Origin of the sequence: Branchiibius cervicis (assembly GCF_042661605.1) — a bacterium.
In the GTDB taxonomy this organism is placed as follows: Bacteria; Actinomycetota; Actinomycetes; order Actinomycetales; family Dermatophilaceae; genus Branchiibius; species Branchiibius cervicis.
Map to the genome: position 1 here is coordinate 2,098,860 of NZ_JBHSWJ010000002.1, position 14,900 is coordinate 2,113,759.

14 protein-coding genes and 1 pseudogene are annotated in these 14,900 nt (G+C 66.4%); 2 read left to right on the top strand and 13 right to left on the bottom strand.

Annotated elements, in window-relative coordinates; genetic code table 11:
* Nucleotides 1-28: 28 nt before the first annotated feature.
* Nucleotides 29-1,885, bottom strand: a complete 1,857-nt coding sequence (locus ACFQBT_RS11025; protein WP_377825452.1) for a type ISP restriction/modification enzyme — start codon at nt 1,883-1,885, stop codon at nt 29-31.
* The gene (locus ACFQBT_RS11030; protein ID WP_377822691.1) at nt 1,771-3,996 is read right to left on the bottom strand and encodes a restriction endonuclease; all 2,226 of its coding nucleotides are present in this window, start codon (nt 3,994-3,996) and stop codon (nt 1,771-1,773) included. The genes ACFQBT_RS11025 and ACFQBT_RS11030 overlap by 115 nt, the downstream gene beginning before the upstream one ends.
* Before the next feature lie 147 nt (nt 3,997-4,143).
* Between ACFQBT_RS11030 and ACFQBT_RS11035 the strand changes: the two genes are divergently transcribed.
* Complete coding sequence (locus ACFQBT_RS11035; protein WP_377822693.1) at nt 4,144-4,521, top strand: hypothetical protein; 378 nt, start codon at nt 4,144-4,146, stop codon at nt 4,519-4,521.
* Between the two features lie 175 nt (nt 4,522-4,696).
* Here the strand turns inward: ACFQBT_RS11035 and ACFQBT_RS11040 are convergent, their stop codons facing one another.
* The 6 genes and pseudogenes from ACFQBT_RS11040 to ACFQBT_RS11065 form a co-directional block, all read right to left on the bottom strand.
* Nucleotides 4,697-5,515 carry an AAA family ATPase gene (locus ACFQBT_RS11040; protein WP_048544689.1) on the bottom strand — a complete coding sequence of 273 codons (819 nt, stop codon included), beginning with the start codon at nt 5,513-5,515 and terminating at the stop codon, nt 4,697-4,699.
* Nucleotides 5,512-6,009, bottom strand: a complete 498-nt coding sequence (locus tag ACFQBT_RS11045; protein WP_377822695.1) for a Mu transposase C-terminal domain-containing protein — start codon at nt 6,007-6,009, stop codon at nt 5,512-5,514. The genes ACFQBT_RS11040 and ACFQBT_RS11045 overlap by 4 nt, the downstream gene beginning before the upstream one ends.
* Nucleotides 6,006-6,596: a DDE-type integrase/transposase/recombinase gene (locus tag ACFQBT_RS11050; RefSeq protein ID WP_377822697.1), complete on the bottom strand. Its 591-nt coding sequence runs from the start codon at nt 6,594-6,596 to the stop codon at nt 6,006-6,008. Before ACFQBT_RS11050 ends, ACFQBT_RS11045 begins: the two co-directional genes overlap by 4 nt.
* Nucleotides 6,597-6,823: 227 nt before the next feature.
* Nucleotides 6,824-6,910 (bottom strand): annotated as a pseudogene (locus ACFQBT_RS11055) (hypothetical protein); the annotation flags it as partial.
* Nucleotides 6,911-6,913: 3 nt separating this feature from the next.
* The gene (locus ACFQBT_RS11060) at nt 6,914-7,513 is read right to left on the bottom strand and encodes a recombinase family protein (RefSeq protein ID WP_111251521.1); all 600 of its coding nucleotides are present in this window, start codon (nt 7,511-7,513) and stop codon (nt 6,914-6,916) included.
* Between the two features lie 732 nt (nt 7,514-8,245).
* Entirely contained in the window at nt 8,246-8,635 is a 390-nt protein-coding gene (locus ACFQBT_RS11065; RefSeq protein WP_028708020.1) for a heavy metal-responsive transcriptional regulator, read from the bottom strand.
* 78 nt (nt 8,636-8,713) lie between these two features.
* Here ACFQBT_RS11065 and merA point away from each other — a divergent pair, with 78 nt between their 5' ends.
* Nucleotides 8,714-10,162 (top strand): mercury(II) reductase, encoded by a 1,449-nt coding sequence (gene merA, locus ACFQBT_RS11070; RefSeq protein ID WP_030153508.1) that lies wholly within the window; start codon nt 8,714-8,716, stop codon nt 10,160-10,162.
* A 66-nt stretch (nt 10,163-10,228) separates the two neighbouring features.
* Here merA and ACFQBT_RS11075 read toward each other — a convergent pair whose 3' ends face one another.
* The 5 genes from ACFQBT_RS11075 to ACFQBT_RS11095 all read right to left on the bottom strand — a co-directional run bounded on the left by ACFQBT_RS11075 (nt 10,229) and on the right by ACFQBT_RS11095 (nt 14,830).
* Nucleotides 10,229-10,825, bottom strand: a complete 597-nt coding sequence (locus ACFQBT_RS11075; protein ID WP_030153505.1) for a cadmium resistance transporter — start codon at nt 10,823-10,825, stop codon at nt 10,229-10,231.
* Nucleotides 10,822-11,181 carry a Cd(II)/Pb(II)-sensing metalloregulatory transcriptional regulator CmtR gene (gene cmtR / locus ACFQBT_RS11080; RefSeq protein ID WP_028708027.1) on the bottom strand — a complete coding sequence of 120 codons (360 nt, stop codon included), beginning with the start codon at nt 11,179-11,181 and terminating at the stop codon, nt 10,822-10,824. The genes ACFQBT_RS11075 and cmtR overlap by 4 nt, the downstream gene beginning before the upstream one ends.
* Nucleotides 11,182-11,436: 255 nt before the next feature.
* Entirely contained in the window at nt 11,437-11,751 is a 315-nt protein-coding gene (locus ACFQBT_RS11085; protein WP_377822700.1) for a DsbA family protein, read from the bottom strand.
* Complete coding sequence (locus tag ACFQBT_RS11090; RefSeq protein ID WP_377825455.1) at nt 11,751-14,051, bottom strand: heavy metal translocating P-type ATPase; 2,301 nt, start codon at nt 14,049-14,051, stop codon at nt 11,751-11,753. Before ACFQBT_RS11090 ends, ACFQBT_RS11085 begins: the two co-directional genes overlap by 1 nt.
* 500 nt (nt 14,052-14,551) lie before the next feature.
* Complete coding sequence (locus ACFQBT_RS11095) at nt 14,552-14,830, bottom strand: hypothetical protein (protein WP_377822702.1); 279 nt, start codon at nt 14,828-14,830, stop codon at nt 14,552-14,554.
* Between the last annotated feature and the right edge of the window lie 70 nt (nt 14,831-14,900).

Here is a 14,900-nt window from a genome sequence, read left to right on the forward strand (position 1 = left end):
TCATCGACTAGCCCGCTATCGCAGTAGATCAGCTCCTTCGTGAATGGCCTATAGCCCCCACCTGTACCGCCTCGATGTCTACGGCGAGCGGACGATCCTGCTCGTGACGGGTACGAAGTTTGCGGGACCAACTCAAGTCCGCTGGGCTGGACGCAACGGAGGAAGAACTCAGCCCAGCGTTGAAAGCCCTGATCGTATGCTCCACATTTCGGATGAGACTCCTTTGGCCGAAGTTCCACACCCAGGCATCTCGTTTGGTCTTGACGCCTGCTGCGTACGAGCCGAAAACCGTCGGGCGGGAGACCTTGTCGCCGATCGGCATAAACCGCCCGAAGTCGTCTCGGCGCTGGTTGATCCAGTCACCGAACTCGTTCGGAATGACCTCGACGGCAGAGAGTTCGACCACGGAGCCTGCGTCCGCCACGGCTGCCAGCTTGGCCTCTCGGGTTAGGTAGTCGCCGACGTCGGTGTAGTGAATACGAGCCACGCCGGAACGTTCGGGGTCGCGCACCAGCACGGTCACCGCGACGGTCGCCCGCGAGCCAGCAGAGAAGACACCACCGCCTTCCCTTTGGCGCTGATCTCCGGCGGTTCGAGCGTTGCCGCGCAGGTTGTAGACGTAGATGTCGCTGAACTCGGTGCCGAGCGTTTTGCGCATGCCGTCGGCGGTGTTGGAGTCGATCCATCCCCCGTTGGTGACGAACGCGATGACGCCGCGGTCGCCCAGTCGCAGCGTGGCCCAGCGGAATGCCCGGATGTAGCTGTCGTACAGCGAGTTCTTGTTGGTGGCAGTAGACAAAGCGGCGTAGGTGTCGCGGATGGAGGCGTCCAGGCCGGGGTAAGACTCGTTGGCGTTGTCGTCGTTGGCGGAGTCCTGCCCGGATGAGTAGGGCGGGTTGCCGATGATGACGGTGATCGGCAGGGCGCGTTGTTTGACGATGCGGTCGTTGTTGGTGACGAACACGCTCTCATCGAGGGTGTCGCCGTCCTCATAGGACTGGAACGTGTCAGTGAGCACCAGGCCCGGGAACGGTTCGTACTCGACGTCATCCGGCACCTGCGCTGTCTCGCGGCGGGCGTCCAGATACGCCGACTCGATGTTGACCGCGGCGATGTAGTACGCCAGCAACAACAACTCGTTGGCGTGAATCTCGTTGCGATACTTACGGATCAGGTCTTCACGTTCGATCAAGCCCAGTTGCAGCAGCCGCACGATGAACGTTCCGGTGCCGGTGAACCCGTCCAGGATGTGCACGCCCTCAGAAGTCAGGCCCTGATCGAAGTGCTCGCGCAGCAAATCATCAGCCGAGCGCAGAATGAAGTCGACGATCTCGATGGGGGTGTAGACCATGCCGTTCTTGTCGACCATCTTCTTGAAGGCTTTGGCGAAGAAGTTGTCGTACAGCTCCACCAGGATGCGCTGCCGGCCCTCGGTGTTGTCGATGTCGTCCACGCGCAACGCCACCGACTCGTAGAACTGCTCCAGGCTCGCGGTTTCGGTGTCCAGGGCGTGCTCGTCAAGAACGGCCAGCATCCGCTCCATGATCTGCGCGACCGGGTTGGACTTGGCGAAGTCGTAGCTACCGAACAGTGACTGGAAGATGGGGCGGGTGATGAGGTGCTGCGCCAGCATCTCGATCGCGTCGTCACGGGTGATGCTGTCGTTGAGGTTGCCGCGCAATCCTTCGAGGAAGTCATCGAACTGTGCTGCAGCCGTGTTTGATTCAGCCGTGTTCGACTCATCACCCAGCAGGCCGGTGAGGCGTTCAATCAGTTGCTGGGCGATGACGGCGACGTCACCGGCCCAGTTCTCCCAGTATTTGCGGTCGCCGACCTTCTGCACGATCTTGGCGTAGATCGCATCCCGCCATTCACCGAAGTCCAGGTCCAACCCTTCCTGGGTGGCGGACCCGTCGGTGGTGTTGCCGTCCTTGTCGATGCCGCCGAACCCGATCCGGGGGAGGTCTTCTTCTTGTTCAGGTCGATCTTGTTGATCTCGGCGTTGAACCGGTCATCATGCGACCGCAGCGCGTTCAGCACCTGCCAGATCACCGAGTACCGCTTGTTATCCGCCAACGCCTTCTCGGGGGCCTCCCCGGCCGGGACGGCCACCGGCAAGATGATGTAGCCGTAGTCCTTGCCCGGTGCCCGGCGCATCACCCGACCCACCGACTGCACGATGTCCACCTCGGAGCCGCGCGGCGTCAGGAACATCACCGCATCCAGGGCTGGCACGTCGACCCCTTCGGACAGGCACCGGGCGTTGGTCAGCACCCGGCAGACCCCCTCGGTCGCAGGGGCCTTCAACCATTCCAAGCGCTCGTTGCGCTCCAGCGCGTTGAACGTGCCATCGACGTGCTCGCACTCGACCCGCAGGTCACGCGACGGTTCGTCGCCGGCGTAACCCCGGCTAGTCGAGCCGTCAGCAGACTCCTCGAAGTCATCCTCGAAGTCGTCATCCTCGGCGGTGGGGCGTTCGATGGTTTCGATGTGGCGTTCCACCACGGCCGGGAACGCCGACGCGATCGCCTTGCTGGTCTTGATGTTGGGCAGGAACGCCACCGCACGCTGCATCGGTGCCAGCGGCTCGGTCGGCATCGTGTCGAAGTGCTTGGCCAGGCCGTTCCAGCAGCCGATGATCTTGGCGGCGTCGGACAACTGGATCTCACCGTCTTCGGCGAGCTCGCTCTGGAAGTTGCCCGAGACGTACCGTTCGTCCACGGTCAGGATCAGCACCCGGTAGTCGGTCAGCAGGTTCTTGCTGACCGCTTCACCGAACCCGAGCCGGTGCAGCTCCGGCCCGAACAGTGCCTCATCGTCCATCGAGGCCAGCACGGCATCTTTGAGTTTCGCCTTGCCCTTGGAGGCTTCCCCGAATATCCGCGGCGTCGCCGTCATGTAGAGCCGCTTAGAAGCGGGCAGGAACGTGTTGTCGTGGACCTTCACGAACGCTGACTCATCCACCCCGGCCAACGTGACACCGGTGGTGCGGTGCGCTTCGTCGCACACGATCAGGTCGAACCCGCCCAGCTCGCTGGCCTTGATCGCCTCGGAGACCACCTGGATCGACTGGTAGGTGGAGAACACCACCGTCATCCGGTCCGGCTCAGTCGCAGCGTCCTGCAACCGGGAAGACACCAGGTCGACGTTGGTGGTGGCCGGCAGCGGCATGTCCACTGACGAAATGTCCTCGGTGCTGGCGGTCGCCTTGGACGCTTTGGGGTCCGAGCACACCCCGAGCATCCGCAGCGGCACCTGCGCGTTGTTCGCCCACGCCGGGACCGTCTGCGACAGCAGCGAAATCGACGGCACCAAGAACAACACCCGCCCGCCAGCACCGACAAGCTCCTCCGCCAGGCGCAGCGAGGTGTACGTCTTGCCGGTGCCGCACGCCATGATGAGCTTGCCCCGGTCGTGCTCCTCGAACCCGGCCAGCACGTCGTCGATCGCTTTGCGCTGATAGGGACGGACCGTGTTCTTACCCAGGGTCGGCATCGTCTCCGGGGTGGAGATCTCATACACCGACCAGTCAACGCTGGAACTGGCCAACTCGGCCATCCCGATCCGGGTCACCGGGATGGTCTGGTTGTGCATCACCGCTTCGGCGTTCGATCCCCAGTCGGCACCGGTCGACACGATGATCCGCCGCGTGAACTGCGCCGTCCCGGAGGCCGCCAGGAACCCATCCAGGTCAGCCTTGGAGACGTGGTGATTCTGCGCGTAGAACTTGCACTGGATCGCCACGTTCCCACCGGTCAGGCGGTCCACTGCAACCAGGTCGATCCCGGTATCGACCTTCCCGTCCCGGCCAGGCCAGTCCTTCCACCGCCACACCTCGGTGAACTGGTCGGCGTACGTCGGGTCCGTCCGCAGGAACGTCACCATCAACCGCTCAAACCGGTCACCCTTGTCGTACTCCGACGTCGCTGACGCCCGGATCTGATCCAGAACGTCATAGATGGTGACGGCGGTTGCTGCAGGCGACGGTGACGGCATGGGCGTCATCATGTCGCACCCTGGCCCGGACCGTGCCGGCTAGGGCGGGACAAGTTCGAACGCAGCGACCACGCCTCCACGTCCGGCCTGAGCGCTGCGAGATGGACGGGCGCTGGCGTCAGCGGGCAGACGTCGCACCGTGACCGTATGAGTAGGAACCGCCGCAACTCCGGCAACTGGGACGTAGCTTCCGTCATCCTGGTCGCCATTCTGGCGCTCGGGGCCATCAACGCGTTGAAGTCGCACGTTGGCAACGTCATCGCGACCCCGAGCGCCTCGTCGGTGCCGTCAGTGACTACGCCCGACGCCAAGGCGATGCTGGCGAAGCTGAACGCGTTGAAGACGCTTTCCAGCGAACCGAACACTCCCGGCTACCAGCGTGGATGCCGAACCGGTCAGGCGTGCAGCTTCGGCGCCGCCTGGAGCGACAACACCAGCGCCCCGGACGGGCATAACGGGTGTGGCACCCGTGTTATCTGCACCAGAGGAAGCGAGTCAGAGCTGACTTGCCTGGTGAGAGCCTGAAGAGTGCAGCCCGTCCTCAGTGAGGGACGGACGGGACGGGACACGTCTCTCGCGGTGGATGGTCGAACGTGTCCCGCAAGAGGCACCTCACCGGCAATGGAGGCCGGACGGCCTATTCGTGTGGCTTGCGCCGTTAAATGGCGGGGTTCTGTAGGTGATATGTGGCGGGCCCCGGTCAACTGACGCCGATGACGAGAGTGCTGGCGGCGGCTTCGATGACGTCGTTGGTGATGGTGTCGAGTTCGTTGATCTTCAGGACGCGCTCGATCTGGGGGAAGAGTCGTTCCAGAAGCCGGAAGTTACCTCGGGTGATCCGGGCGATGGCGGCGATGGCTTGGGCGTCGGTGAAGTCCTCTGGGTCGAGGATCTTACCGAGGGCGCGCCAATGCCGTTGCAGGACGAAGAGCAGTTCCTCCTTGCCCAGGGGCCGGTACTGGTGGGCGAAGCCGACGCGGCTGTAGAACTGGGGATAGTGGCTGAACTGCTTCTCCAGACCGGGCATGCCGATCAGGATGAGGGCAAGGTTTTCTCGGTCGTAGCGATCGCGCAGCAGTTCCATTGCGGTGGGGCGGAGGCGTTCGGACTCATCGACGATGACCAGCTCCACGTAGTTCCTGCTGTGGCGCCATCCGCGCGTCTCTGGCGTGACCTGCCCGGCCGGCGCGAGGTGCTGCTCGATGCAGATGTTGGTGCGGGTGATGACCTGGTCGAGTTCGTCCTTCAAGGCTCGTGGCGTGGTCAGCACGCTGGGGGTGTAGAGCACGGTGCGGCTCTTGGCCAGCGCAGCGTAGACCTGCGCGTCACTGTCGGAGCGCGGTCCCCAGTAGGTCAGCAGGTCGTGGACCTTGTCCCAGCGGGCGTAGCGGCGCGCGGAGAGCGTCTTGCCCACGCCGGCTGGGCCAAAGCACAGGCCGATGGTGTGCCCGCGCCGCACGGCGTCGGCGAACTCGGTGAAGCGGCGGTGTTCTTTGGTCACGATGAAGCGCTGACTCACCTTAGGTCCTCTCTGTAAACCTTCAACTTCCGCCGTGGCGCCGGTGGCGGCGCCTCGGTCGCTGGTGGCGTTTCGGTGGTGTGGGTGGCCACGACGGCGATCCGCTCGTTGATGCCCTCCCGCAACGCCCGGCGCCGGGCGTTGCGGGAGGCCTGGACCTCCTTGAGGCTGACCTTCTGGTCGTGGTGGTCCTGGTTGATGGCCTTACAGACGAACTCCTCGTGGTCGAACACGCGGATCTCGGTGATGTCCCTGGGGTCGTAACGGATCACGACCGCCCGGCCGACATAGCCAGCCAGGGTCGGGGAGATGTAGCGCAGGCCCTGGAAGTGGATGCCATCGCGGCGCACCACCCTGGTCTGGGCGACGGTGAGCAGCAGCCCGTCGAGGTCCTCCAGGCTCTCCGGCATGCGCGGTAGCCAGCCATCGGCGATCCAGGCAGCGCGCGCGGAGGTGCCGAGCTCGCTGTGAGTCCGGTCGTTGTAGGTGATCACGAACTCCTCCAGCGCAGCGTCGAGCTCAGCCAGGGACAGCTTTGGCGTTGGCCAGGGTGGCCCTCGGCGATGTACCCAGGCAGACCAGCCAGCAGCTCGGTGTTCACGGTCCCGAAGATCCTCTCCACCTTGCCGCGACCCTGAGGACGAGCGACAGCAGAGTGGATGAGCCGGATATGCAGGTCCACGGCTGTGCCGGTGAGTTGGTTGCTGATGAAGTCGCTGCCGTGATCGACGTAGAGCACATCGGGCAGGCCGCACATCGGCCAGGAGAGGACGGCCTTGTGCCAGATCGCCTGGCGCAGCGCCAAGGCGGTGTTCATCGCCGAGGGCGCGCCGAGGAAGACGGTGTAACCGCAGATCGCCCGGGAGTGGTCATCGATGATCGTGGTCAGCCATGGCCGGGCAGGCTTGCCGTCGGTGCCCACCACGAGGATGTCGAGCATCGTGTGGTCGGCCTGCCACATCGCATTGGGGTGCTCGGCCTGCCGTCGCAGCGCCAGTTCGTACTTGTCGCGATACGACGTCGGCCCTTCCAGGGCAAGGGTGACCATGCCCGGGTCGAGGTCGGCGATGATCGCGCGCACCACGCCATAGGAGGGCGCCGGCCATCCCCCTCCTCGCAGATGGCGCTGATCTTGCGGTGGATGGTGATGATCGTCGGGCGGGGCTTGCTCAATGCCAGCCCCTCGATCAAGGACACGAGCTCGGAGGGCAGGTGATGGCTGCCGGCATCAGCGCGTCTTCGCGTACCGAGGCCCGTGTACCCCTCGGTGCGGTAGCGGGCGTGCCAGCGCTCCAGGGTGCGCAGCCCGACACCGGTGTCCCGGGCCAGGGCGGCGAGCGGGATCTGGTCCTCGACGTGAAGCCTGAGGATCTGCCAGCGCCCGGCCGCGTCCATGACCTACACGGCGCTTCTCGACTGTCGTGGTTCGACCACTGGGACACTTTGGCGGTTGAGCGCGCGGTAGATGGTGGCGCGGCTGACGCCCAGGACCGCACCGATCTTCGCCACCGTCATCTCATTCTGCTCATACATCCGACGGGCCGCCTTGACCTGGTCCGGCGACAGTGCGGGCGGTCGCCCGCCTTTGCGGCCACGGGCCCGGGCGGCGGCCAGTCCTGCGTTGGTGCGCTCACGGATCAGGTCACGTTCGAACTCGGCCAGCGCGGCGAAGACGTGGAACACCAGCCGCCCGCCCGAGGAGGTCGTGTCGATCGTCTCCTGCAAGGAGCGGAACCCCACGCCCTGCTCGGACAAGATCTGCAGCTGGTCGATAAGATGCCGGATCGAGCGACCCAACCGGTCCAGCCGCCACACCACCAGCGTGTCCCCCGGGCGCAACTGGTCCATCAGCTTCGTCAGCTCGGGACGGTGATCCAGGGAGCCAGAGATCGTGTCGACGAAGACCCGGTAACACCCCGCGGCAGTCAGCGCATCGACCTGCAGCGCAGCGTCCTGATCAGTCGTCGACACACGCGCATAACCCAGCAGATGCCCCACGGTACTGACTGTAGCGATACTCATCCAGCACTGGAAGTATCGAGCCATAGAATCCGGCACTGAGTTCCGCTACAAACGCCGTGGGTTGAGAGCCGCGAAGCGTCAAGCATCCTGGACAGGGCAACGCACCCTCGTCATCGCTGTAGCGGAATCGTTCGTTTACGGGACGACAGGCCGTCCCACATGACGCACCGTCACCGGACAACCCTTCTCGGGCGGTCTTGCGAACATTCGGGCGTGGGTTTCCGCCGATGACCTGCACCGCCTCCGCAACGGGTTCCTCCTACGGGACGGACAACTGGACCGACCGCAACCGCTGCGAGGGCGGACCACTGAGCGTTAGGGGTCCCGTCCGGCTCCGATGCCCTCTCCAGGCTTCGGACCGCTGCCAGGCGGTGGAGCTCAGACCGTCGGATGAGGAGTGCGGCAACGGGCGCCCGCGATCGCGCTGGCGGCGTGATGATTGGTCGTCATTCGCGCCCTTTGGTTCCTTCGCGCACCATCCGACGATGTTCGCCGCGGCCGGCGGCGTGCCCGCGTTGCGGGCGGAGTCGTTCAGTCGCGAGCGATGTGAAGGGCGACCCAGAGCGCGCACCTTCGGCAGATGTAGGCCGGTTCGCTCCCGAGTGCGTGGAGCGACCTTCGTGGCCGCTGGCGGCCGCAGCACGAGCATCGTTGCTGGGTGTCATCGGCCATGTCGCGATGGTGCCACGGGCCGGTGACCTTCGCGGGTCACAGGTAGCGGCAGACGTCCTCGGGGGAGCATGTGGCCGGGTCGCCGGTGGTGGCGTGCTCGCGCAGGATGGCGATCGTGGTGCGTAGCTGCGCGAGCTCGGCGAGCTGCCGGTCGATGACCGCGAGGCGGGTGTCGAGCAGGTCGGTGACGTGCTGGCAGGGGGCCTGGCCCCGGTCTCGGATGGCCAGCACCTGGCCGATCTGGGCCAGGGTCAGCCCGGCGGCTTGGCCCCGGCGGATGAAGTGCAGCCGGTCGAGCACCTCGGGGCCGTAGTCCCGGTACCCCGCCGGGCTGCGGTCGGGGTCGGGGAGGAGTCCGACGTCCTCGTAGTACCGCAGGGTCTTAGCTGTCGTGCCCGACGCCTGAGCCACCTCACCGATCCGCATGCCACTCATTCTGCCTTGACCTTCCAGTGCACTGGAAGGTCGATCCTGGTCCTGAGGCGCGGCAACAAGGGAGGACTTATGACGGCAACGGACAAGGGCAGGTCGTATGACCTGGCAGTGATCGGGTCCGGTGGGGCGGCGTTCGCGGCCGCGATCCGCGCCACCACCCTGGGCAAGCGGGTGGTGATGATCGAGCGCGGCACCATCGGCGGTACCTGCGTGAACACCGGGTGTGTGCCCTCCAAAGCCCTGCTCGCGGCCGCCGAGGCCCGCCACGTCACACTCGACGCCGCCCGGTTCCCCGGTCTGCCACTCCCCGACGCCCCACCGGTCGACATGCCCGCCATGGTCGCCGGCAAGGACAAGCTCGTCGGATCGCTGCGCAGCGAGAAGTACGCGGCCCTGGCCGCCGAGTACGGGTGGGCCCTCCACCCCGGCGAGGCCACCTTCGTCGGCACACCGACTGAGCCGGCACTCCGCGTGACCGGCCCGGACGGCACGGCGGAAACCGTCCGGGCCGCGCACCACCTCATCGCTACCGGCTCCACGCCCTGGGCGCCGCCGGTCCCCGGCCTGCAGGAGGCCGGTTATCTGACCTCGACGACCGCGATGGAGCTGGACCACGTCCCGGAGTCGCTGCTGGTCATCGGCGGCGGCTACGTCGCCATGGAGCAGGCCCAGCTCTTCTCCCGCCTCGGTGCCCAGGTCACCATGCTCGTCCGCTCACGGCTGGCCTCCCACGAGGAACCCGAGGCCGCCACCGCCCTGGAAGAAATCCTCGCCGACGAAGGCATCGAGATCATCCGCGGCGCGGTGCCCACCGCGGTGCGCCGCGACCCGGCCACCGGCGAGGTCACGGTCACCGCCACCACCGCCGACGGCTCACACGAGCTCCGCGCGGCCGAGCTCCTCGTTGCCACCGGCCGCCGCCCGGTCACCGGCACGCTCGGCCTCGACACCATCGGCGTGCGCGCCGGCAAGCGCGGCGAGGTCATCATCGACAGCCACCTGCGCACCACGAACCCGCGGATCTGGGCCGCGGGTGACGTCACCGCCCACCCGCAGTTCGTGTACGTCGCCGCGGCCCACGGCGCCCTGGTCGCCGACAACGCCCTCACCGGAGCCGGCCGGGAGGTCGACTACCGCCACCTGCCCCGGGTCGTGTTCACCAGCCCCGCCCTGGCCTCCGTCGGAATGACCGACCAGCAGGCCCGCACTGCCGGGATCCGCTGCGACAGCCGCGTCCTGCCCCTGGCGCACGTCCCGCGCGCCATCGTCAACCGTGACACCCGCGGGCTCATCAAGATCGTCACCGACGCCGACACCGGCCGCATCATCGGCATCACCGCCCTCGCCCAGGACGCCGGTGACCTCGCCGCCGCCGGCGTCTACATCCTCGAGGCCGGCATGACCACCGACCAGGTCGCCAACCTCTGGAGCCCCTACCTGACCATGGCCGAAGGCCTCAAACTCACCGCCCAAACCTTCACCACCGACATCACCAAACTCTCCTGCTGCGCAGCATGAACCCGCACAGGGATCCCTATACCGGAGCGTCGAGCCTGGCGACCTCTCTCGTTCGCTTTGGCTCCGTCAGAGACCGAACGCTCCTCCGCTGACGAGGATGACGATGCCGAGGCCGATCAGGACGATGGGGAACAGGATGTGTTCCCAGCGCTCGAGGACTTCAGCGATCGGCGGCCGGGTGGCAACGAACTTGGCGACTACGACCAGGACCGCGACGAGCGCGAGGAAGACGAGGCAGTAGGCGACCACTGCGATGGGTTCCACGCTGAGGAAGACGGGGACATAGACGCCGATGTTGTCTCCGCCGTTGGCGAAGGTGACTCCTGCGACGGTCCACGCGCTGACCTTCGTGCCCGTGACCTTGGCGTCATCGTCGTCATCGTCTCCGCGCCAGGCTTGCCATGCAGCCCAGAGACCGAGGGCCAGGGGGATGAGCCCGAAGTACGGGATAGCTGCTGAGGGCAGGAATGCTCCGGCTCCGATAGTCACCAGCACAGCGGCACCGAGGATGCAGGCGAACCCCACGTACTGGCCGACCAAGATGCGGGTGGTCGTCCCGCGTTGGCCCGCGCCGCGGGCGAAGAACAAGGAGAGCACGATGATGTCGTCGATGTTGGTCGCGATGAACAGGCCGATTGCCTGCAGGACCGCAGCCAGGATCACGCGCCCGCCTCTGCTGCGTCGCATCCGTGCACCGAGCAGGCAGGATCGATGCACGGGGCGTTCTCGTCAACCGCGAGGGTGACGTCAACCAGGGCGGTCAGCGCCTGCGTCAGGTGGGGATCGGCGATCTCGTAGCGCGTCTTGCGGCCCTCGGGTTCGGCAGCAACGATGCCGCAGTCGCGCAGGCACGCCAGATGATTGGACACGTTGGAGCGTGTGAGGTCCAGATCGCGGGCCAGCTCTGCCGGGTAGGCCGGCCGGTCGAGCAGCGTCAGGATGATCCGGGACCTGGTCGGGTCGGCCAGCGCGCGGCCCAACCGGTTCATCACGTCCAGGCGAGAAGCAATGGTCAGCATGCGCTGAACTATACAGCGAGGACTGAAGTGGTTTTACGCAGCCCGGAGTCGCTAAGCGTGCGAACGAGGCTGTGTCAGTTGGGGATCGACCCACGGGACGATTCGCCCGATCATCAGGGAACTCACGAAGCGGCGACAGAACCCCGCCACATAACGGCCAAGGCCACATATTCGGGACGTGCACGGCTGTACATCAACCCGTATGTTGTGGGCCGCCCGTCGCGACATCGCCGCCGTGATCGGCTGCTGAGGCCGTCACCCGGCCGCTCGCTGGAGCGCTTGTATCAAGTTCCGGAGTTCGGGTACACCACGCAGCCCGACCGCGGTCGGGTAGAGCCGACAGGCCAGAGCGGGCGCTGCTCCTTGGACGGCGAAGGGGTCGGCACCGTTGATGAGGATTGTCGGGGACCCGGTGAATCCCCGTTGCCGGGCTTGCTCATCGCTGACGATGATGGAGCGACGTACTCGCGCGTCTGTCCCGCACTGGCTCACGGCAGCCGTGGTCAGTCGCACCGCGGCTGCCTCGCTGGCGCAGTCCGGGACGACGAGCAGCTCGACGTCGATCGTCATCACCCACCTCCGATGGTTTGAGCGCGCAGTCGTAGGGCGTTGGCAATGACGCTGACGCTGGAGAGGGCCATGGCGGCGGCGGCGATGATTGGGGAGAGTAGGAGTCCGAAGACGGGGTAGAGGACGCCGGCGGCGATGGGAATGCCAAGGGCGTTGTAGATGAAGGCGAAGAACAGGTTCTGCCGGATGTTGGCCATGGTCTTCTCGGAGAGAAGCCGGGCGCGCACGATCCCGGTGAGGTCGCCCTTGAGGAGGGTGATGCCGGCGCTTTCCATGGCGACGTCGGTCCCTGATCCCATGGCGATGCCGACGTCGGCGGAGGCCAGGGCTGGCGCGTCGTTCACGCCGTCGCCGGCCATCGCGACGACATGACCTTCGCCTCGAAGCTTGGTGACGATGTCACTCTTGTGGTCGGGCAGCACTTCGGCCTCGACGTGGTCGATGCCGAGCGTCTTGGCGACTGCCTGGGCGGTGACCCGGTTGTCGCCGGTGAGCATGACGACGTCGATGCCGTCCGCGCGTAGAGCCTTCAGGGCGGCCGGGGTGGTTGCCTTGATGGGGTCGGCGATCGCGAACATCCCGGCGGAGTGGTTGTCGATTCCGATGTGGATGACGGTCGCACCGTCGCCGCGGAGCTCGTCCGCGCGGCCGGCAAGGGTGCTGGTGTCGATGCCCTCGGAGTCGAGGAACGTCGCGCTTCCGATCGTCACCCGGTGGCCGTCGACGGTCCCCAGGACGCCGCGCCCGACAGGCGAGTCGAAGTCGGTCACGTCCGGGATGGGCAGGCCTCGGTGGGTGGTGGCTTCGACGATGGCCATGGCGAGGGGGTGCTCGGAGGCGCGTTCGACGCCGGCGGCGATGCGCAGCAGTTCGTTGTCATCGCGGTCGCTGCCGGTGGTGACAATGCCGGTGACGGTGGGTCGGCCTTCGGTGAGTGTGCCGGTCTTGTCGACGACGAGGGTGTCCACCTTCTCCATGCGTTCGAGGGCTTCGGCGTTCTTGATCAGGACGCCCAGGCCGGCGCCGCGACCGACACCGACCATGATCGACATGGGGGTGGCCAGCCCGAGCGCGCAGGGGCAGGCGATGATCAGGACCGCCACGGCGACGATGAGGGCGTGGGCGAGCTTCGGGTCCGGCCCGACCAGGGCCCAAACGATGAACGCGACCACGGCGATGCCGATGACGGCAGGCACGAAGATGCCGGCCACCTTGTCGGCCATCCGCTGGATCGGGGCGCGGGAGCGTTGGGCATCGGCGACCATGGCAACGATGCGGGCGAGCATAGTGTCGCGTCCGACCTTGTCGGCGCGCATGACCAGGGCGCCGCTGCCGTTGATCGTGCCGCCGATGACGGTGTCGCCGCCGGTCTTGGTGACCGGCATCGACTCACCAGTCACGAGGGACTCATCGACGGCGGAGCGGCCATCCTCCACGGTTCCGTCGACCGGTACCGCCTCTCCGGGGCGGACCCGGAGGCGGTCACCGAGCTGGACGGTGTCGAGGGAGATCTCTTCGTCGTCACCGTCTGCGGTGATGCGGCGGGCGGTCTTGGGGCTGAGATCGAGCAGGGCTTTGATGGCGCCGGAGGTCTGCTCGCGGGCACGCAGCTCCAGGACCTGCCCCAGCAGGACCAAGGTGGTGATGACGGCGGCGGCTTCAAAGTAGACGTCGACGGTTCCCGCGTCGCCGCGGAAGGCGTCGGGGAAGATGCCGGGCGCCAGGGTTGCGATCACGCTGAACAGCCAGGCGATTCCGGTGCCCATCGCGATCAGGGTGAACATGTTGAGGTTGCGGGTGCGGGCCGAGGCCCAGCCGCGGACGAAGAACGGCCACCCGGCCCAGACCACGACGGGCGTGCCGAGCACCAGCTGCAGCCATACCGAGGCGCGGGCCGGGATGAGGTTGTGCAGCCATGGGATGAAGTGGCGGCCCATCTCGAGGATGACGATCGGGATCGTCAGCGCGGTGGCGATCCAGAACCGGCGGGTCATGTCGGCCAGCTCGGGGCTGGGTCCGGTGTCGGCGGTGACGGTCACCGGTTCCAGGGCCATCCCGCAGATGGGGCACGACCCGGGACCGGGGCGGCGGATCTCCGGATGCATGGGGCAGGTCCACTCGCTGGCTTGAGCACCACCGTCGCCGTCGGGTGACGTCGTGGCGGGCTCGGCCTGCCTGGAGGTGGACCTGGTGTAGGCGGCGGGATCGGCCTGGAACCGGTCGCGGCAATGTGTGGAGCAGAAGTGATACTGCACGCCCTCGTGCTCGAATGTCAACGCGGTCGCGGGGTCGACCTGCATACCGCACACGGGATCCGTGACGACCTGTCCGGTCGCGGCTGGATGGTGGTGATGGCGGTGGTCCGTCACGGCTGATCCTCCTCCGAGAGAGGGTGTGCCGGTGCCCGTGCCGACAAGGGGTGGGTGAGGGCGGCTGACCCTCCGGGGATAAAGACCGCTGAGGCTGTCAAGGCGTTGGTGTCTCGAGGGAAACCCTTAGCTTCGAGCCTGTTTGGGGATCGCATGATCAGGTGCGCGTCGGGCATCCACCGCAAGATGCTGGGCGACTTGTTGGCGGCTGGCTCGTTCGCGGTGCCGCAAAACGTCCCGGTAAGCGCGAACGTCCGCGTGCTGCTCATTGTGATCCTTCTCGGTTGACGATCCATCAAGCATACCCCAGGAGGGTATCTGAGGTTTCCCGGTCGCGGGTGCTGGGACGTGGTGGATGCTCAACGATCTGCCGCGTCGAGGCAGGCGTGGGAGAAATTCGCTAGCTAGGCCATTGACCGTGGGACTGCTCGTCAGGAAGGGGTTCCGTTGGTGTTGCCGTGGTTCATCCACAGGATCATGGCGCCCATCATGGCTAGGCAGCCCAGGGCGTAGAGCAGGCCGCCGGCGCCGAGGGCGCCGGTGGCGATGAGCACGCCGACGACCACGAGCATGGGCAGGCACATGAGCCACATCATCCAGCCATGGCCGTGGCCGTGACCGTGACCAGGGGTCGGTGCCTCGGGTGTGGGTGCCTGGGTGGGGTGCGTGAACGGTGCGTAGTCGCTGGAGGGTGAGTGCTGGTTGTCCATCGTCGGTCTCCTTGAGGGGGTGGTCCCGGGGGCGGCTTGCCCTGCTGACTCCAGGCTCGTCGAGCGTTGT